Consider the following 20,416-nt stretch of genomic DNA (forward strand, 5'->3'; position numbering starts at 1 on the left):
GAAAAAAGAGGTGAACGAATCCGCATGCTAGATCCTATCGATAACCATATTTTGATGCGGCTGGCCCAAAACAGCAGAATTTCCTATACTGATCTAGCTAAAGAAGTCAGTTTATCAAGTGTCGCGGTGAAAGACCGTATTGATCGGCTAGTCAATCAAGGGATTATTGAACAGTTCTCGATTGTCATCAGTGCCGAAAAGTTAGGAAAGAAAATCTCCGCCTACCTGGAACTTGAAGTAGAACCTGCTCATTTGAATCATATCGTCGACGTATTAAAAGAAAACGAACGTGTAGCTGTATTATACGAAATGACAGGACCTTGTATTCTGCATATTCACATCTTAGTTGAGAATCTCGAAGAGATGGAACGGTTTATGCATGAATCAATCTATTGTCTGGATGGACTGGTACGTGTAGAAAACCAAATTTTATTGAAACGCCACAAAAATCAAGACGGCTTAAATATATAAGAAAAAGAACCGCCTATAAAGACGGTTCTTTTCTCATCTGGATTTTTATTAGAATTATCAAATAATTGCTATTTCGTCCTACTCTGTCTTAGCCAGCTTAGCTTTATAAAAGTTCACGAAATATTCGCTGACCACAACCTTCTCATTCACAACACTTAATGGGGCTACAAGCTTCACTGTCTCTCCGTTGTAAATTCCCGTTGTCGCTCCAACCTTCATCTCCAGTACATTGCCATTATAGCTCAGCGTAACTGTCTTAGTGGCTGGCTGCCAGCCAACCTTTGCTCCAAAGTTCTCAAAGCTGCTCCGTAAAACCACGGGCTTGCGCTCGGAATCGCCGAATTGACCTTTATCAATTAAGGCGTGAACGCCCCAGTTTCCATCCACCACTTGTGTAATTCCAAAATCAGCTGACACCGACATCAGAGAGTACGCTTCATCTTCGCTCAATTCCATTCCATCCATTAAAAAATCTTTTGTTTTATGAGCGGCATCCTTCATTGCTTTGTCGATGGACGAGTTGTTGAAGATATCCGTCTGAGCACTAGCCCCCAGCTCCTCCAAATAATTGGCGTAGCTGAATCCATGCACGACCCACTCGTTCTCATTTTCAAGTAATGGGAAGTTTAAACCTTTCAGCTTGTTGTTAAGCGATGCTTTTTTATGAAGAATAACTTGTATATCCCCAGTGACCGATGTCTCAATCGCAGTACCGTTAATCTCCGAATCGCCTTGACCGGCATGCGGGTCACCGATCGACAGTAGTGCACCAGCTACGGATACAGGATAATACATCGTTGCACCTTCGGTAATCCGCCAATCATCTACGTTACCGCCGTTGTAAGAAGGTGGAACGGAGTCAACAACATCTGCTTCTTTCGGCGCCACACCCATTGTACCAAAGTGGAGACGCACCGGAATTTTCACACCTTTTAGCACATCGAAATTCTTATCAATCGTTTTATGGTCAACGATAACACCCGGGTAGTCAATTGTCGGGTGCACTTGACCATCCGGATCGGTTTGCACAGACCATTTGTAGTTATATACAGCTGTTGCATAATCTGTTCCACCCTCCGTATCCATCTCATAGATGGTTACTACCTCACGCTTTTTCGGCTCCTCCACCATATCTCCGTATAGATAACCCCAGTTCGCCGCGGCATTCACGCCATATGTTTTTCCAGCGTATTGTTCATTTCCATTAGGTCTCAGCTTCATGTCCAGAATCTTCACTTCCAGCACATCCCCTGGTTCAGCACCTTCTACTGCGATGGGACCCGTCATAATATGTACGCCTGGCCCGCGGAGCGCTTCGTTCTTCTCCCCTTCAATCCAGTGGAAAATATCCTCCACTCCCGCATCTCCTTTAATCATCCGCTCGTAATCATCACCAGAGTGATGTGTAATAGCCTCAACCGTTACGATGTCTCCCGAATGTACAGTCAGAGCTGGATCTCCCTTACCAATATTCCCCCATCGAACAGTCTCCGAATTCGCCTTCAGAACATGGGTTTTTGGCTTATACGCATCATTCATTGTGTTAGCATACATGACACTGGATAACGAATTCACCACTAAAAACATGGATAACGTGACGCCTACATTACGAATTATTTGTTTTTTCATACGAAAATCCTCCATTCCTTTAATTAGTGTTAGTTTTTGTAACATTTGGTGTTTCTGAGTATAACAGATGACCTGAGGATTAACAATATAAATATTTTCACGAAGTTTGGTTTAAATAATAAATAGGAAGTAGTCTTTCTCTTGAATTATCCAAGTTAACTCCATAATAAAAAACGCCAACACATATTAGTCCATAGTGTTTGGCGTTTGAATATCCAGTCTAAAGTGATGCACTAATTTCATTTTTGATCAGTAATACTTCTTGTAGCCCGGGTTACAATCCGCTTTGTTTCCTTGGTATCTGATAGGTTCAACCATTCATCACAAATTTGCTGTACCCATGCCGGATTGCTTTTGCTAGCATCATTTAACCAATTGCTTACAGAATCCTGAACGTATTTTGCCGGATCAGAGTTAAGCGGTTCTAATAGCGGTAGGGCAATCGCTGGATTTTCTTTGAGCGCTGTAATATGCTTTGCCCATACCCCATGTGGGCGCGTCAATTCGACCGCAAATCTCCTAATATTCGCGTCCTGGTCATGAACCCAAACCTTTAACAATTCAATGGACGCTTCCAGCTCGGCAATGACTGATTCCCTCAAAGCCATCCAAGAAATCTCACGCACCCCAAAATGACCATCCGCTGCAAAAGGACGGATTGCTGTTAGTTTTTGAACTAGACTCCATTGATGATTCTGCCCCACGATATAAGCAGCCCAGCAGCGAACACTATCGGAGTTATGATGAGCTAACACAGCAAATAGTCGGGAACGTTCCAGCTCTGATTTACAGTCAAATAGAAGCTGCCACTCACGTGAAATCACCGGGATGAGCTTCATGATTTTCTTTTCCGATAACGCATTCAGCCTTTGTAAAATTGGTTTAGCTTCCTGTTCAAAACCTAGCTCATTCAGTACATTTTCCAGCAATATAAGATGATCCACAGCAAGCCATTCCGTTAAATTCACGCTCTGTAAATATCCTTTATTCAGCAGTTCTACAATCTCAACGGGAATTTCAGTAACCTTCCGAGCGCCCTTCCTGCGTTCCATGGAAATCGTCCCTTCACTATGATTTGAAAGCTTAAATCACCTTCATGTCATAGCTAGGATACCGTTGTTTCTAAAAATGAAGCTGTAATCTCGTTTACAACTCGATAGCTATGTTATATTTCTTTCCAAAATCTTGTCTCGCTGGATATAGATAGTTCTGAACCCTGTCCGAATAACTTCCGCTTTCACCAATTCTTGTAATGCCACTGTTACAGCTTCTCTGCTGGCTCCAATTAAATTAGCGATTTCTTGATGCGATAGAGGAACATTAATTTTGTAACAATTATCCTTATGCTCAACCCCATGCTGATCCGCCAGCTTTAAAAGAACACACAATATTTTATCATGCAGATTTCCAATGGCTAGATTTTGAGTTAACTGACTCATACTTTTTATGCGGTCGCTCAATACTTGCAATAATGACATCATAAACCTAGGCCGGTGAGAGATGAATTCTTCAAACCTTCCAGGATCAATTGTGCAGATATGGCTTTCCTCAATCGTTTCAATATAATGTTCCTTCGTTCCAAAAGAAATCACACCCATTTCACCAAAAACATTGCCTTCATTAAGGATATCCGATGTAAATTGCTTACCGTTTGCATTTAATTGGTATAAACGAACCTTCCCTTTTTTCACAAAAAACAGTCCTTCAGAAAAGGTTGACGGTGTTTGGATATATGTATTTTTGGGGACTACTGTTATTCGCGTTAATTCTTCCATTTCAATTAGATCTTCCAGTCCTAACGATTGAAGCAAATTGAATTGAGATAAATAATGAATTTTATCCATTGCCCCTCCTGTATAAAACGTTATTCATTTCTTCAGTATACCTTACAAAAAAAGCCACGTCCTAAGGACGCAGCTTACTAAATTACCGATTACTTGCTTCCCAGCGCGCTACTTCTTCCCGAACACGTGGGGCCACTTCGGTGCCCAGCAGTCTAATCGCCTGCATAACATCCTCATGCGGCATCGTGCCGTGCGGCACATGTAAAAAGAATCGCGTAATTCCCACATGCTTGCGCAGATGAATGATTTTATTAGCAACAGTTTCTGGATCACCTACGTAAAGGGCGCCATCTAAGCTGCACGCTGCATCATAATCTGCACGATGGTACGGAGGTGTTCCTTTTTCCTTCGCCCGCACATTGGTCCGGGCATGCGTTGAAGGGAAAAATTTCTCCAGCGCTAACTGATTAGTCTCCGCTATAAACCCGTGTGAATGCGAAGCGATTGGAAATTTTGAAATATCATGCCCGGCTTCAGCTGCTGCTTTTTTGTAAAGCTGTACATGTGACGCATAATCCAGCGGTAGAACATTCCCTATAATCGCTAAAACAAAAGGCAAACCTAGTGATCCTGTGCGGATCGCAGACTCTGGACTTCCTGCACTCCCGATCCAAATCGGTAAAGGATCTTGAACCGGACGCGGATAAATCCCCAAATTTTCTATAGCTGCTCGGTGTTTGCCTTTCCAGGTCACTTTTTCTGACTTTTGGATGGCTAATAACAATTCCAGCTTCTCATTAAACAGTTCTTCATAATCCTTCAGATCATATCCGAATAGAGGAAAAGACTCTGTAAACGAACCCCGGCCGATCATAATCTCCGCACGTCCGTTCGAAATTCCGTCCAGCGTTGCAAAGTCCTGAAACACACGCACCGGATCGGCTGAAGACAGGATCATTACAGCACTGCTCAACCGGATCTTAGTAGTCAACGAAGCAGCTGCAGCCAGTACAACCGCAGGTGAAGATGCCGCATAATCATGCCGATGATGCTCACCTACTCCGTATACATCTAATCCCACCTCTTCGGCAAGTACAATTTCCTCCACTACTTCACGTAGTCGTTCTGCATGACTTATTGTCTCACCCGTTTGGACATCAGGTGTGGTCTCGACAAATGTGCTTACTCCAAGTTCCACTATTCATTTCCTCCTAATATTCTGCACGATGCATTATTCTCTGGATGTAAAAAACCATAAAGGGACTACCTAATTATTCTAACTAATTTAGTTCCCTTCGACTATAATCGAAGTTCATCTAATTAGATCCCCCTCACTATAGATCGGACTGAGGAGCCGTTATTTTAATAATTTCATTCATTTTGCTAAATTATCGGACTTAGATGCAGCTATTCGTGTAAAGTAGCTTCCATAATGTGTGTTTTTATGGAAATAAGCGCAATACAGTCCGAAACTATCGTAAAATCAACTAAAAAGTGAAAATAGCTGCAATACGGTCCGAACAAACAAAACCTCGTGTGAACTGACTACAATACAACAATTATACTGGGACTTTGCCGCCAATGTGCAAGAGTGTAGCTAATGTTAGGTAACGACGAAGTTAGTTTAATTGCATCTACCGCAAACGCACAGTGTAGCTAATGCGAGGTTACGACGAAGTTTGTTTAATTGTATTTTGTGCAACTATATACGCTTTGAAGGTAGCCTTTGTGGATTTAGTTGCACTCTGTACACTTAAATACGAGCATTTGCCTCAATATGGCGGGATTCTAGAATAATAGTTGTAAAATATGCAATTAAACTGCCCCAAAGCTGCGAGCATAAGAGCTTAATTGTACTTTTTACAACTATTTTGCTTTTTTAATGAGAATTGAGAGGATGCTGCTAGTGCGATGTAATCGCGATGTAATAGCAATGTAATTAGCAATGTAATTAGCAATGTAATTAGCGAAGTAATCGCAATAAATGCAAAAACAAAAAAAAGACCACTAATCACCTAAACACAGACGATTAGCGGCCGGTCAAATCCAAGCTAGTTTGCATTCCCAATACTCGGAGTTATCGGCTTATCCAGCGATTTCGGTGGTTTGCTTGGGTTTATCCCTACGCCGATCCGACCGAATACATACGCTCCGCCAGGAATTCGATTCGCTAAATTCATTATAAGTGCCGAGCCTACCACACAACCGACAAATTGCAGCAGAACACTAAATAGTCCAAGGTTTTGCAACCCAAATGAAGCTGGAAGCTTGACGAATATAGCCAATAGCAAAGGATGAAGCAAGTATATGCCAAAAGAGTATCTGCTGCTCCATTCCAGTACACGTGGCACTTTCTTCATTTTCGATGCCACGGAGAAGAGCAGCAAAATCATGCTTAAGGCGAATAGAAGCATATCAATTCTTTTGGAGCTATGCGCCGTTATCCAGCCTTGACTATTCACGAACAGCACAAGCGCACCTGTCAGAACCGGGAGCGTGTATACCGCTATGCGGAACTTTTTTAATTTTTCCCGGAACCACAGCTCATTTCGTCCCAAGTAATAGGCTACTGTAAAGTAAAAAATCCAACCTGGTGCGAAAATCCAGTACATTTTATCCCAGAAATAATGGGCGGCAGCCGTATCTGCGGGCGTAGTAAAGTTGAAGAAACCCAAATAGATAACGTTAATAAGGAACGATACGATTAGAATAGTGCGGGGGTTAAGCCGCTTCGCATACGTCTGAAACCAGAGGAATAAAGCATAAAACTGAAAGATAATCAGTATAAAATAGCCATGGAAATCTCCAATCAGCAAATGACGCCAGAGGTAATACCAAAAAGCCTGCAGCAAAGGAATGCCGTCACTACCCGACATCTCCAATCCTTTTAGTCCTGCATACAAGGTCCCGAAAAAAAAGTAAGGCAATAAAATATACTTGATTCTTTTCTCCCAAAATCTCGCTGGAATTTCATTGGGATAGGCAAATGACAACACGAATTGAGAGATAAATACGAATACAGGTGTGCCAAACGTTAGCAGTAAACCCACCGACTCTACCCAGGGTGTATTTCCATCGTCATAAACCCGATAAAGAGCATGCAGCAGGGCTATACTTAAGCAGGCTACACTACGAAGAACGAACATTTCCGAGTTCATTTTGCGTTCCATGCGGAGTGCCCCCTTTCAATGGGTGCTTTTAATGATCTACTGCACTTCCTACACTTAAGCGGACAGTAATTGTTTTTTCGAGCCCGGTATGAAAGTTATGGTTAGGGAACCAAGACAATAATTCCTGGGCTTTTTGATTATTTAAATAGCTATGGAGAATATCCCCCGGACGAGGCTCCGCATAGGTTGTCAGGAAATCCCGACCTGTGATGTCCCCTAACATCCGAACCATCGTATTTATCGAGGTTGGTATTCCACAGCTAATATTCATCGTCTCATTATTCACTCTGCCGTCGGTCTGAACCGCATCAACGAACGCCTGCGCCACATCCTCCACATAGACGAAATCTCTTGTCTGCTCACCGTCCCCATAGATAACGAGATCCTTCCCTTGCTTTATACGATCCAGAAAAACGGAAACAACGCCAGCTTCTCCATGCGAACTTTGCCTTGGCCCATATACATTAGCGAGACGCAAAATCGTATATTTAAGCCCATGTAAGCTGGCAAACATCCGAATATATGACTCTGGTACACTTTTGGATAGACCATAGCAGGACTCGGGATTTATGGGATGCTGCTCATCAATGCTCAAATATTCCGGGTTCCCATAAACCGCTGCCGACGAGGCATAAACTAGCTTTTGAACCTGATGGATCTCGCACATGCGCAGTACATTCAGCGTGCCAACAATATTCACATTTGCATCAAATAACGGGTTCCGCTGTGATTCTCTGACGTCGATCTGTGCAGCCAGATGAATGACTGCATTTGGCTTTTCAAGGCTAAAAACCTCATGCAAAGTCTCATCCCGAATATCGTACTTATACAAAACCGCAGCAGGATTCATATAAGTCAGACCGGAGGCTCCGGATACATTATCAACAATCACAGTTTCTATGCCCTTTTTTATTAGCCGATCAACCACATGGGACCCAATAAAGCCTAACCCCCCAGTTACCAATACCTTCAAAATAAAAAACTCCTTTCGCCCGCTAAGAGTGATCTTTGTACCGTGCATTCCCCGAAAAATTCACATAAAATACAAAATCAAAGTATAAAGGAGTGAAGTATATGGCTACTGCCCCTATTCCAGACAGCTCGGTGACTACGTCCATCCTTTCTGACGGTGCGGTCACATCTATTAAATTAGACCCTGAGACTAACGGTTATGTGAACGTCCGATCGTACGGCGCTGTAGGAAACGGTATCAAGGACGATACAGTAGCGATTCAAAATGCTATCAATGCGGGAAACGCCAAAAACAAAGTAGTAATCTTTCCTCCTGGTATATATAAGGTATCTTCGGGACGCATGCGTAACCCCTCCGTCCTCGACTGGTGGTGTCTTCGAATTCCAGCCAAAACTAATTTAAGTTTTGAAGCCGGCTCCAAACTTGTGCTTGCCCCGAATCCACCCTCAGACACTAGGGTTCTAGTCATCTTAAATGCCTCAAATATCACAATCGCGGGCACCCTTGAAATTGATGGAAGTGCATCGACTGTTAAAACAGCCGTCAACGATCAGCTTCACGGCCTGTTCATTTCTTCTTCGCAAAATATAACGATAGAGTCAGTGTACTCTCACGATTGCTATGGGGATAATATCTTCATTGGAGGGACAGAAGAAATCCCCTCCGTTAATGTGCACATCGGATATGCCCGCTGTGAGACTGCTGGACGAAAGAACTTTGTGGTCCATTTTGTAGACCAGCTTCATGTCAACAGAGCGGTTCTGAATAATAGCCGCGGTGGCGCGCCTGGATTTACTGGTGCTAACTCTCTCGATCTTGAACCCGATGTCTTTAAAGGAACGCGCAGCTTTTATCAGCGATTCGACTCCTTGACAACCATTGGTTTCGGTAACGATCTATCAGCAGGGCTTACAGATGCTATCACTAGACTCTGGACACTCGACATCGGTTCACTAGATATGCGTGTAAGCGGATCGGTAAGTCCAGCCTTACTGTCCTATGGATTGACGCTGAAAATCAATCATTTGGCTATCCGCTCCACCGATCACAAAGCTAGCTTCGGCCTACAGACGATCTATTCACAATTTATTGATATCGCTAGCGCCAAGTTCGATGGCATCGGAGGCCCTGCGATCTATGCAGCGTTTAATGCTGCCGGAGGTAAACCAAGATTGCATATCGGTTCGTTAGGAATGTACGGCTCGGGTTCCACCTTAGCAAGTGGTGTCCGAATCGACGGAGGAGATCTTTATGTGGGGACGATAGATGCACAGGATTTAACGGGCAATACCTTGCATTTATTCACAACGGAGTCTGACGCAATGGCTACTGTCGACAATATGATCGTCCGCAATAGCGGAACCAATCAGGTAGTGCTAGTCTCTTCTTACGGTGCAGCTAAACCGTCTCTGCGCCTCAATAATGTAGCGGTGTTTGATACCCGAGCAGTGAAGGTAAAGCGAATTCTAGAATTCGAAACACTAATCGGCATGCAAGGCACATCACTAGGCACCTTGTATAATCCTTATTCGCTTCTTGAATGGTTCTCGACCTACGGTAACTTCAAACGGGCCATTCGCCTCACTGGCGGGGCAGTGTTGCCCGCAGTGTTCATAGTGGAAGGTTCGCCCGAGGGAGTCGTAACCGCCCCAGTTGGCAGTCTGGCTATGCGAACGGATGGCACCGCACAAGCCACTTTGTATGTGAAGGAAAGCGGATCAGCTGCGAGTGGATGGAAGGCTAAATAAGATGAATCAACGGTATTGGTTACATGTCTCTATCGCATAAATGACACGTTCCAAATCCTCATCCGATAAAGAGCTTCCAGAAGGCAGACAGACACCTGTTGAAAATAATTTATCCGATACACTGTATTCCTCACTGTAAGGATAGTAGTAATTGCTCTCGAACAACGGTTGTAAATGCAGCGGTTTCCATACAGGTCTAGCTTCTATATTGTGATGTTCCAGACATGACAGAAGTTGTTGTGAAGAGAACCCTGCCACTTCTTCATCAATGGTCAGCGCACTCAACCAGTGCGTGCTGCGACAATTGCGTGCTTCCGGCATAAAATGAAGACCCGGTATGGAACCTAAACGTTCCCTATATCGCCGGCCAATAGATCTGCGCCGTTCAACCCGCTCTTCAAGCAGTTCTAATTGACCGCGTCCTATAGCTGCCAACAGGTTGCTTAACCGATAGTTGTATCCCATTTCGGAATGTTGATAATGAGGGGCAGTGTCTCGGGCTTGCGTAGACCAGAAGCGCGCTTGCTCTAGGGCTTCGGTATCGTCGGATACGAGCATGCCCCCACCTGAGGTTGTAATAATCTTATTTCCGTTGAAAGAATAGATTCCGAATTGGCCCCAGGTTCCGCTGGCCTTGCCTTGATAGAAAGCACCTAATGATTCGGCAGCATCTTCAATCAAGGTAATTCCATATCGGTCAGCTATTTCTACAATGGGCTCCATATCTGCGCTTTGTCCGTATAAATTGACGACAACAGCCGCTTTTGGCAGCAGTCCTTTGTCATTCAAATCTTGGCAGGCCCGCTGAAAAGCTAGCGGACACATGTTCCAGGTCTCAGGCTCTGAATCGACAAATACGGGGGTGGCCCCCAAATATAAAATAGGATTGGCGCTAGCAACGAACGTGAGCGTTGAACAGATCACGTAATCTCCTTGTGTGACACCGGCTAGACGAAGTGCGAGATGAATCGCCGCCGTGCCAGAGCTTAACGCTAGTGCACCCTTTGATCCTGTGTAGGCGGCCATCTCCCGCTCGAACGCATCGACTTGCGGACCAATAGGAGCAATCCAACCAGAGTGTATCGCCTCCTCCATGTAGACCTGCTCACGTCCACTAATATGCGGCGGGGATAACAAGATTCGTGGCAGAATGCTTGTTTGACGAATGCTCATGCGAAGCTCCTTTCTCCATTTGGACCGATTTCTCCAGATGGAATACATATCATATCGAGATCTGGATGCCGATAGAGCGGAAAGTAACTTCCTGATACTCTAGTGTCACAAAAGGATATGATCCGCTCATACAACTCTGGAAAAAAAATTCGTTTACCTAAGTAATAGTCAAGGGGTTCCAGTTGTGTCGCGAATCTATGCTTGAATTGAAATAAGTCGTCATTCCCCTTATATCCCCCGCCAAGATGAAAACGTTCAAAGCCATTTTCCATCCCCCACTTGGCTGCTGCGTGAATTAGCAATTTGGTAGGTGACCACTGCAGATAGGCGCGATCCCAACCACATAGGTGATAATGCATCCACGGTCGTTCATGTAACACGATGCTGGTTGCCACCGTTTTCTCCCCAACCATAGCTTCGAATAGCTCTACTCTCCCTTCAAGTAGATAACTAGTATCTTCTATAAATTTTTTGGGGAAATAATAAAAAGAATCCGCCTGTAAATCATTTAGTGTTCCGTAATACAATTCACTGAAGGACTCAATACGATCTTTCAGATTGGAATTCCGAATTGTAAAGGGCGCAGACTTTATTTTGTGAATATTCCGTTTATGATTGCTGCCATAATGCCGGATGAGCTCTGCCTCCGAACCCACAGTCAAATCAATATATATTGTATTTCTATTCCACTCGGTGGTCAGACCGCTTTGATATTCCGTAGCGTTGCCAATCAAGGGATGAAATCTTACAAACTCGGTCATGATCTTTTTCTCTCTACAGTAATCCGTGAACGTTTCACTGAATTGCCGGTACAGCTCACTTCGTTCGGCTCCTGGAGGGAGATTCGATATCGGTCCCCCGTATCCATAAGGTGTACTAATATCGTACCAATCACCATCAAGCCCCAGTTGGATTACGGCAGGAAGATGGCTTATGGAGCGAAGCAAGTAAGGATACATTATGAGCTGGTCTCCTTGCTTGAATACAAACAGCTCTGCCTGCTGGTGCTCTCCGTCCTCAAACAGCCGAAAAAACGCTGAGGAGAAATAGATATCCTTCGTCTCTAACTGGTTCAAATAGGCATCCCATTCCTCTGAACTAGAGCTGCCTAGCACGATAAAGTTACTCATACAACACCTCTTGATTCTCCAATATTTTGATCATACGTATACTTTCAGTGCTTAAGATTAGCTCGGGGTCTCGCTCACGCAAATAAGCATCTGAAGAAAGCAACAGCAGCCTTTTCTCCCGGTCTAAATCCATTAATACGTCTGTCAAAAGATTGCAGCCACTCCACCCTCCATTTTGCAGTTGGATACGATAATACTGTTCACCTAGCCGGCCCACTACTGAAGTCTCTTTTTTTGTTCTAATCCTAAGAGCAGAGAATCCATACTTTTGATGATGTGCCTCTGCCATCGGGTAATCATCTATGATGTACGCCAATACTTCTCTATCCCTATCAATCGATGGAGCCAAATCTCTTACATACCAGTAAGTCCGGCCTTCCTCTGCAAAACCAAGCCGCAAATACCAAGCATGAGCTTGCTCATTCCACGAAAATACATCAAGTGCCAGCTTCGAAATGCCATCCTTTTGGGCTAACGTCTCCCCGTAGGCCATAAGCTTGCCGCCGATGCCGTCTTTTCGATAAGCTGCGTCCACATTCAAGTTATTCAGAACCAGCATCTGCTCCATTCTTCTCCATTCAGCGAATCCAATAAGAAGATCTTCAGAATAGGCACCAATCAGCAGTGTTGCTGAATGGCTTCCGCATTTACATGCTGCTTTCAAATATTCGGGATAACCGCCACAGGCGAATATGGTTTGATTGTAGACTGACTCTGGCAAGTTGCTCTGTAAGAGCCGGCATGCAAGGTGAATATCATCTTCCTGAAGCGGACTAAACCGCAAATTCATGCCGACCCCTCCTTTTGGTTCATTCTGTACTCATCGAGCGGCAGACTATGCTCACCCGGATTGGCCACAACGTCATCTTGGCGGATAACCTTCAGCACAGTTTTACATAAGATCAACGCATCTAATCTAAAGCTCAGCTTCTCAACATAGGTAACGTCATAGGAAAGCCGCTGTTTCCATTCCGAAGTATTACGTCCAGATACCTGCGCCAATCCCGTGATTCCGGGTCTTACAGTGAATCGCAGCCGCTCCCGTTCAGAGTAATGCGGGCTGTAACGGATGAGCAAAGGTCTTGGTCCGATCAGGCTCATTTCTCCCTTCACAACATTCACTAATTGCGGCAGCTCATCCAGACTCAGCTTTCGAATCAATCCGCCGAATTTGATATAACGCCGAGCATCCGATAACGGCTGGCCCTGCGCATCATACATTTCAGCCATGGTTCGAAACTTGTAGATGTAGAAGGGTCTTTCTCCCATGCCCGGCCGCTGCTGCTTGAACAAAATAGGACTTCCCAACTTTATCCGAATCAGCAACGCCACTACAGCCATGACCGGACTAAACACACCTAACATAAAGATCGCTCCCACCAAATCGAAGCCCCGCTTCATATGGCGATACATGGTAGTCATCCCCCCCGCCTTTCTCTTATTCCGTAAAAAGACGTTCTGTGAGTGACTTTACCTCTTCCGAATTAGCACTCCAGTAATACACTTTAGTTCGGACGAGCGGATCTAGAGCAGAGCTGTTATGGCCAGGAATCTGTTCGTAAGCAAAATCCGCGGAATCCATTCCCTTGAATAGCCAAGCTAAGCTCATCAAATCACTGTCACTAAAACTCGTATCAATAATGTCTTTCTTTTCACGCAGTAGCAGTCCAGCTAGATCAGGAATATGCTCCGGACTTAATAGCTTTTTGGCTACAGCCCGAACGATATTGAATTGCTCCCGTTGGCGGCTAAAGTCACCCTCCGGAGTCGAGTAGCGCTCCCTTGCTAAATAAAGCGTGTGGGCACCATCCAGATGCTGCTCACCTTTCTTGATGGTGATCTCCGGAGTGATGGTCACATCCTGATCAATTAGCATATCGATCCCGCCAATCGAATCGATGAAATCACGAACACCGGAGAAGTTCGTCTTGATGTAGTAATGAATAGGAATATTCATAAAATCACTAACGGCTTGAATCAGTGTCAGCGTACCCTGCTGATTCCCACCCTTTGTCTCACCAACGATATGTGCATGATTGATCTTGGTATAGCCGACATTCTGCACATAAACCCGCGTGTCCCGCGGCACAGATACGATATTCACCTTCCGTTGATCCGGCATCACATGGGCAACCATGATCGTATCTGCCCGCGAGCTTTCTCCGCCCCAAGTGTCTGTTCCAATTAGCACTACATTAAAGGATGAGCTTTTCTTGTCTGCTGGGGATATCGCCGCAGCTGGAGTTTGTGTAGGCGTTGTTAGGATAAGCTCATCCGTTTGCGCTTGTGGGGCTGGTGTGCTGAGCGACTGTACCATCTCTTCATTGTCCGTAACCACATTAGAGCTAGGGATCGTCAAGGGGTTAAGAATCGCCTTGTTAAAACGATGCTCTGGATTCAATATCCCTCCAATCCAGATCCCCCCAACTACAACCACAACAAGAATAACAATCAGGCTGTATCGTCCCACCCGCCGCATGCGTGAACGTTTACCTGTAATTGGCTTGTCGCGCTTGCCCCATAATCTTGTCATCCATGAATACTTAGTCGACTTCATAGGTCAGATTCCCGCATGAACTTCGGATTTAATGCGTTCAAGATCATGTGTGCCCACCTGCGTTTCTTCCTGAAAACCCGAATAGCTTGGAATTAGCTGCTTTAGCAGTTTTTTGATCTGATGACTGCTTGGCATCAGTTCATACCGTTTGCACAAGTTCTCCAGAACCCCCAACACCAAATTCAGTTCAGATCTGGAGACACTTTGCGGGCGGCTAATCATAATACGGTAGTTGTTAGTGACCAATAACCCTTCTTCTTCAGTCAAAAGCTCCTCAAACAATTTTTCTCCAGGACGAATGCCAGTGACCACAATGGGAATATCTTTGTCAGGCTCGAGACCCGACAAGCGGATTAAATCCCTCGCTAGATCGTATATACGAACTGGCTTACCCATATCCAGCACAAACACTTCTCCCCCTTGTGCCAGCACACTTGCTTGAATAACCAACTGTACCGCTTCGGGTATCGTCATGAAGTAACGCACCATATCCATATGTGTAACCGTCACCGGGCCGCCGTTTTCGATTTGTCTTTTGAATAACGGAATGACACTTCCCCTACTGCCCAGCACATTACCAAAACGTACAGCAGCAAAAACCGTCTTGCTTAAGGAATTCTGATCATTAATGATCATTTCCGCGGCTCGTTTCGTGGCACCCATAACACTGGTAGGATTAACCGCCTTATCCGATGAGATGAGGATGAACCGTTTAGCGCCATATTTAGCACTCGCTTCCGCTACATTCCTTGTGCCGATCACATTATTTTTAACTGCCTCTACTGGATTCATCTCCATAAGAGGAACATGCTTGTGAGCAGCGGCATGATACACAATGGAGGGGCGGAATTTTTGAAAAACGTTATCAATCCGCGATACATCCTGAATGTCCGCTATAATGGGATGAATGATCTGATCGGGATATAACTGCCGCAATTCTTGTTCAATAAGATAAATGCTATTTTCTCCATGCCCCAAAAGCAGCATTTCCTTCGGACGGTACGCAGCCAATTGCCGGCATAACTCCGAACCAATTGAACCGCCTGCACCGGTGATGAGAATACACTCGCTTCCCAAATTCTCACGAATCTCTTCCGTATTAATTTCTATTGGGCTTCTCCCCAGCAAATCATTTACGGATACTTCACGAATCATGTTAATGGCCATTTTCCCGTCCAAAATATCGGTCATACTGGGCATTAACTTGATCTGAGCTTTGGTAGATTTGCAGATTTCGATGATCTCCAGTAATTCCTTTTGTGGAGCCGTAGGCAAAGCGATGATAATGAACGAAATATCCAGCTGCTCGACTGCCTGGGGAATGAAGTTACGGTTACCGACAATCGGCAACCCCATAAGCTCCAGCTTGCGCTTTGAGATATCATCATCTATGAAGGCGACTGGGTTCATGAATTTAAATCTTGAATGCTTGATATCTTTGGTAACGAGGATGCCTGCTTTCCCTGCCCCTACGATTAGCAGATTGCCTTCGGATGAACCCTTTGCCCCCGCTGTTTCAAATCTATCGTTGATGAGACGGTTTACTAAACGTAAGCCAGCAATGCCGAGAAATACGTATCCCGCTGCAAAATAAATCGAAATCGGCAATCGATAAGAAGGGACGAATACATGCGTAGATACATTGACAGCGACCACTCCACAGAGTGTTAAAGCACTCACTTTTAGCAGCTGCAATAACTCACCTATACCGGTGTATCGCCAGATATTGTTATACACCTTGAATCCAAATGAGAACGTTGCGTATACCATAATGTGAATGAGTATCGCCCACGGAAGCATCCACATATACTGCTCAGGGATTTGAAAATCAAACCGAAGTAAAAACACAAGCCACACTGAAGCCGCTATAATTCCCGCATCCAACATGACTAAACGTACGATCCGCATTTTCATCACTTCTTTCTCCCTAATTAACTAATTATTCGTTTATTCGTATGTTGTCGTATATGCGAGAATGAATTATCTATCTGCTGTCAGACCCGGTTGCAATTCAGTCGGAAATGCCTTTATCCCTGGTTCTTTCAGCGCTTCTATATAAATCGAGTCCATTTCACAAAGCACCGCAGGCAATCCATAGCGAATAATCCTGTCCTTATTCGCTTTCCCCATTGCTGCGGTCAAAGCTGCGTCCGCTCGCAGTTGAACCAGTGCTTTTGCCGTAGCAGCAATATCATCTACTGGAACCAACATGCCCGTTGACTCATGCTCAATCAAATCGCGAATGCCCCGAATATGTGTGCCGATCACGGGATTACCTGCTGCCATCGCCTCCATAATCGCCCGGGGTAACCCCTCGCGATAGGACACGAGTGCCGCAACATCACACGCTTGTAGCAAATCCGGTATATCTCTTCGAAACCCCAGAAAATGCACCTGATCCCTAACCCCTAACCGAGTAGCAAGTTCTATAAGAGTTTGCTCGAAAGGACCTGTACCTGCGAATACTAGATGAATATCGCTTGCTTGATCACCCAAATGATGTAGTGCTTGGATCAACTGTTTTTGGTTCTTGTTAGCATTTAACTCAGCGACGCAGAGAACAACGAATGAAGGATTATCATTGTATCTCTTAGGTAAATCAAATAGCTGGCGACGACTTTCCCCCTTCATTTTTGCAACTTCATTATCCCTCTCACCGCTACCGTATACCTGAAGATCAAGCCCGACTCCACTCACATAAGTTACTTTTTTTCGCACAGGGAATTTCTGAGCACGCTCATAATCTTCTCTATTAATAGTGATCAGTACATCCGTCCAACGGGCCATTAAATACTCCAACGGATAATAAAGCATCCAGTTCAGAAAAGGAGCACCTTTAAAAAAATGAAAACCATGAGCTGTATACAATACGCTAGGGACACCTGCTCTATGGGCTGCAATCCGTCCGAGAATCGAAGCCACTGGTGTATGTACATGGACGAACTGAAATTTTTCCGCTTGGAAGCTTTTAGTTAAGATCCGCAGAGCCGTCCAATTCTTCAACTGTAAAGGACTTCGTTGTATAGGTACGTCGTGACATACAATTCCCCGCTGTTCCAAGCACTGTCTGGCTTCGCCCGGCTGAGCGTAAGCATGGACTTCACACCCTTTTTGCTGCAATAACGCCATGTAAGGTAAATGAAAACTCTCGAAATGCCCATATATGGAGGCTACAAAAGCAACCTTTGCTTGTAAGCCGCCCTCAGCTGGGATACTCCCGATGTCCTTACTTGAGCTTTTATTGAGGTTGCTCTGCTCGTTGTCGAAGCTTGCGCCCAGCTGACCTTTCAACGTGTTGGGTTCGATAGGGCATCTCTCCTTTCAGGTTTTTGTCTGTTAACCGGATGCAAGCTCCGTTCATCGCCATCATGAACCACCAATACCGCTGGAATAACGCCTCAATGCCCATCGATAACCCAATCATCGCCGCATGGGACAGCAGCAATGCCATAATAATTGGTCTATGAATCGGATCTGCTGCACGATAAGAACGGATACCAACAATAAAGAACCAAATCATAAATCCGCCATATACAATCAAGCCCAATAAGCCGAATTCAGTCAAAAACCATATAGGGGTGTTGTGGATAATAATGCGCAGTTCGTAATTATAGGAACCAAGCCCAATGCCTAATAACGGACTTTGTGCGATCCAATCCACCGCTTTGTCAATGATGTCAAGACGCGACTGGATCTGGGAAGGTCTGCTGGACATAGACTCCAGCACATTTAGATAAGCGGTGCCTTTATACAGCAGCAGAGCTATAAAAGCCACCCCAAACCCCATACCGATCTTGATCAGTCTGGACGGTTTGGTAATCAGAAGTGTAAGTAATACTAGGAACAGACCAATCCAAGACGAGCGCGAGAAGGTCATTATAATGCCCCCGGCTAAGCTTATCGTCGCTAGTACGCTGACCCATCCCCGCAGCAGCTTTATCTTCTCCCCACTCGTCATGATATGAATGGCAAAAGCCGTCACCAGCAATCCCCCGTATGCATTGGGATCAATTAACATGCCGGACAACCGCCCGTCTTGCACCATGAACGGAACCTTTACTCCGCTGAAAAAAGCGAATAGGGCAACACCATTTAAGAGCAGCACACTGATCAGGAAAAATCGGAGCATTTTATATAACCGTTCCCAGCTATCTGCTGCTTGCACAAGCATGATGTAGGTCAACAAAAGGAGAATAAATCCAATATCTTTTTGCAGCAGGGCGTATTGAGTAATGAAGCCGTTGCGCCAAATGGATACAAAGGAAGCTAAAACAAAAATGAACAGCATGCCCCAATGCCATGAACTGAATATCCTCCGGTCCAATTTGAGATGGAATCCAGCGGCAAATAAACCTAACATTAAGAAGAGATCCGACGGGGCGATACGGAAGGCTCCCCCAAAATCAATCTGCGCCGGAAGGCATATGATGTACCCCATGACCGCAAACAGAAATAAATTGTGCATGGTGTAGGGCTTCCCTACAACAGATACAGATGTCATACAAGTCCCTACTTTCCTACTTTCCTATAAAACAAGAACTTATGCTGCCGCTTCCGACTGTTCCCGATTTCTTGCCTTTCCGATGACACGATACAGCACAACTACACTGCCAATCATCTGTACAAATAACGACGAACTTGCCCCCATTGCAGCACCTACTACCCCGTAATGAGGTACGAAGATCAGACAACACAAGCCATTAGTGAATGCTGTGCACAGAAACAATGGAATCTGAGCTTTGTACCTTCCGGTAGCCGTTATGGCGTACCACAGGTAGGATGAAATAAATACCAGCATGGTGGACGCCAGCAGCCAATGAAACAACCCTAACTCTCCTGCCACGTCTGAACTGAATAATACGGTTAACAGCTTGTGGCCAAACAACCACCCTATCAAACAAGCGACCGCACTAAACCCCAAACCCATCGCTATCATTCGGCTGAGTAAAGTGACAAACTCCTTGTGTCTCCCGCCTGCGTGCCACCTGGCAAGACGTGGTGTTATGGCTTCACCAAGTGCGGTGACGACAACATTGCAGGCAACAATCATATATGAGAGTGAAGCATAAATACCTAAGTCATGCTCCCCTTTAAAATAGGAAATCGCATATAATGGGATATTCGTATTTAACGACATCAACGCCAATACCACGCCTAGCGGTGAACTGACGATCAGTAAACTCCATAGGCTTCTTTTGTTGAAGAGTGGCCTGAGAGAAGTGTAGATTCTCGCTTTACGAGCATCATATCCAATCGTTATCGCTAACCATCCGATTATCATGACTAACAAGGCAAGAACAAGGCTCTGTGTAGGGATAAATACGAGGATGAAGATTAGAATGGAGAATAACCCTTTTGCCATTCTGGAGATTGAGATTTGATCTAATCTCTCCTCCTTTTGAACGATGCCTAATAAAATATCACTGATTGATTCAACGATTCTATACAGACCGATGAAGAAAATAACCAATACTGTATTCCAATCCAAACCACTTATTATGCAAAAACCTGCGGTAATCGTAAACGCAAGGGCGGTTGTTATCAGCCGTAAGCCCAGAAAGTCTCCAAAACTGTATTTCCCCGATGAATCAACGATTAATACGGAACGAAGATGTAGATGCGACAGCATAAAGATCGGAGCAGTAACTGCAAGCCCTAGCGAATATTGCCCCACGATTGCCGATGACCCGAATTTATTCAGCAGGATCACAATCACAAACTGAGCACCAGCGTAAGTGATATTCCCGAGCAAATAACGAAGAGAAGCAAATGACATAGACG

17 protein-coding genes are annotated in these 20,416 nt (G+C 44.8%); 2 read left to right on the top strand and 15 right to left on the bottom strand.

Annotated features, from left to right (window positions below):
• Window positions 1-24 precede the first annotated feature (24 nt).
• Window positions 25-471 carry an Lrp/AsnC family transcriptional regulator gene (locus MHH86_RS17965; RefSeq protein WP_038571749.1) on the top strand — a complete coding sequence of 149 codons (447 nt, stop codon included), beginning with the start codon at window positions 25-27 and terminating at the stop codon, window positions 469-471.
• Window positions 472-549: 78 nt separating this feature from the next.
• Here MHH86_RS17965 and MHH86_RS17970 read toward each other — a convergent pair whose 3' ends face one another.
• The 6 genes from MHH86_RS17970 to MHH86_RS17995 form a co-directional block, all read right to left on the bottom strand.
• Complete coding sequence (locus MHH86_RS17970; RefSeq protein ID WP_076106221.1) at window positions 550-2,100, bottom strand: acetamidase/formamidase family protein; 1,551 nt, start codon at window positions 2,098-2,100, stop codon at window positions 550-552.
• 239 nt (window positions 2,101-2,339) lie between these two features.
• On the bottom strand, window positions 2,340-3,152 hold the full coding sequence (locus MHH86_RS17975; RefSeq protein ID WP_342479377.1) for a DNA alkylation repair protein: 813 nt from the start codon (window positions 3,150-3,152) through the stop codon (window positions 2,340-2,342).
• A gap of 108 nt (window positions 3,153-3,260) precedes the next feature.
• The gene (locus MHH86_RS17980; protein ID WP_038571755.1) at window positions 3,261-3,944 is read right to left on the bottom strand and encodes a Crp/Fnr family transcriptional regulator; all 684 of its coding nucleotides are present in this window, start codon (window positions 3,942-3,944) and stop codon (window positions 3,261-3,263) included.
• A gap of 82 nt (window positions 3,945-4,026) precedes the next feature.
• The gene (locus MHH86_RS17985) at window positions 4,027-5,082 is read right to left on the bottom strand and encodes an LLM class flavin-dependent oxidoreductase (RefSeq protein WP_038571758.1); all 1,056 of its coding nucleotides are present in this window, start codon (window positions 5,080-5,082) and stop codon (window positions 4,027-4,029) included.
• 853 nt (window positions 5,083-5,935) lie between these two features.
• The gene (locus MHH86_RS17990; protein ID WP_052097105.1) at window positions 5,936-7,054 is read right to left on the bottom strand and encodes an acyltransferase family protein; all 1,119 of its coding nucleotides are present in this window, start codon (window positions 7,052-7,054) and stop codon (window positions 5,936-5,938) included.
• 28 nt (window positions 7,055-7,082) lie between these two features.
• Window positions 7,083-8,027 carry an NAD-dependent epimerase/dehydratase family protein gene (locus MHH86_RS17995; RefSeq protein ID WP_076225195.1) on the bottom strand — a complete coding sequence of 315 codons (945 nt, stop codon included), beginning with the start codon at window positions 8,025-8,027 and terminating at the stop codon, window positions 7,083-7,085.
• Between the two features lie 101 nt (window positions 8,028-8,128).
• Between MHH86_RS17995 and MHH86_RS18000 the strand changes: the two genes are divergently transcribed.
• On the top strand, window positions 8,129-9,775 hold the full coding sequence (locus MHH86_RS18000) for a glycosyl hydrolase family 28-related protein (protein WP_076225194.1): 1,647 nt from the start codon (window positions 8,129-8,131) through the stop codon (window positions 9,773-9,775).
• A 6-nt stretch (window positions 9,776-9,781) separates the two neighbouring features.
• Here the strand turns inward: MHH86_RS18000 and MHH86_RS18005 are convergent, their stop codons facing one another.
• The 9 genes from MHH86_RS18005 to MHH86_RS18045 form a co-directional block, all read right to left on the bottom strand.
• Window positions 9,782-10,948, bottom strand: a complete 1,167-nt coding sequence (locus tag MHH86_RS18005) for a DegT/DnrJ/EryC1/StrS family aminotransferase (RefSeq protein ID WP_076225193.1) — start codon at window positions 10,946-10,948, stop codon at window positions 9,782-9,784.
• A complete protein-coding gene (locus MHH86_RS18010; RefSeq protein WP_076225192.1) occupies window positions 10,945-12,078 on the bottom strand; it encodes a GNAT family N-acetyltransferase in 1,134 nt (377 codons plus the stop codon). The genes MHH86_RS18005 and MHH86_RS18010 overlap by 4 nt, the downstream gene beginning before the upstream one ends.
• Window positions 12,071-12,868, bottom strand: coding sequence for a GNAT family N-acetyltransferase (locus MHH86_RS18015; RefSeq protein WP_076225191.1), 798 nt, complete (start codon window positions 12,866-12,868; stop codon window positions 12,071-12,073). Before MHH86_RS18015 ends, MHH86_RS18010 begins: the two co-directional genes overlap by 8 nt.
• A complete protein-coding gene (locus MHH86_RS18020; protein ID WP_280513427.1) occupies window positions 12,865-13,500 on the bottom strand; it encodes a sugar transferase in 636 nt (211 codons plus the stop codon). Before MHH86_RS18020 ends, MHH86_RS18015 begins: the two co-directional genes overlap by 4 nt.
• 16 nt (window positions 13,501-13,516) lie before the next feature.
• On the bottom strand, window positions 13,517-14,635 hold the full coding sequence (locus MHH86_RS18025; protein ID WP_244886348.1) for an LCP family protein: 1,119 nt from the start codon (window positions 14,633-14,635) through the stop codon (window positions 13,517-13,519).
• A gap of 3 nt (window positions 14,636-14,638) precedes the next feature.
• A complete protein-coding gene (locus tag MHH86_RS18030; RefSeq protein WP_051491571.1) occupies window positions 14,639-16,549 on the bottom strand; it encodes a nucleoside-diphosphate sugar epimerase/dehydratase in 1,911 nt (636 codons plus the stop codon).
• A 66-nt stretch (window positions 16,550-16,615) separates the two neighbouring features.
• On the bottom strand, window positions 16,616-17,926 hold the full coding sequence (locus MHH86_RS18035) for a glycosyltransferase family 4 protein (protein ID WP_081384422.1): 1,311 nt from the start codon (window positions 17,924-17,926) through the stop codon (window positions 16,616-16,618).
• The gene (locus tag MHH86_RS18040) at window positions 17,874-19,100 is read right to left on the bottom strand and encodes an O-antigen ligase family protein (RefSeq protein WP_076106246.1); all 1,227 of its coding nucleotides are present in this window, start codon (window positions 19,098-19,100) and stop codon (window positions 17,874-17,876) included. Before MHH86_RS18040 ends, MHH86_RS18035 begins: the two co-directional genes overlap by 53 nt.
• 75 nt (window positions 19,101-19,175) lie before the next feature.
• Complete coding sequence (locus tag MHH86_RS18045) at window positions 19,176-20,411, bottom strand: oligosaccharide flippase family protein (protein WP_076106248.1); 1,236 nt, start codon at window positions 20,409-20,411, stop codon at window positions 19,176-19,178.
• Between the last annotated feature and the right edge of the window lie 5 nt (window positions 20,412-20,416).

The sequence above is a fragment of the Paenibacillus sp. FSL F4-0097 genome (assembly GCF_038593125.1).
Classification (GTDB): Bacteria; Bacillota; Bacilli; order Paenibacillales; family Paenibacillaceae; genus Paenibacillus_AQ; species Paenibacillus_AQ odorifer.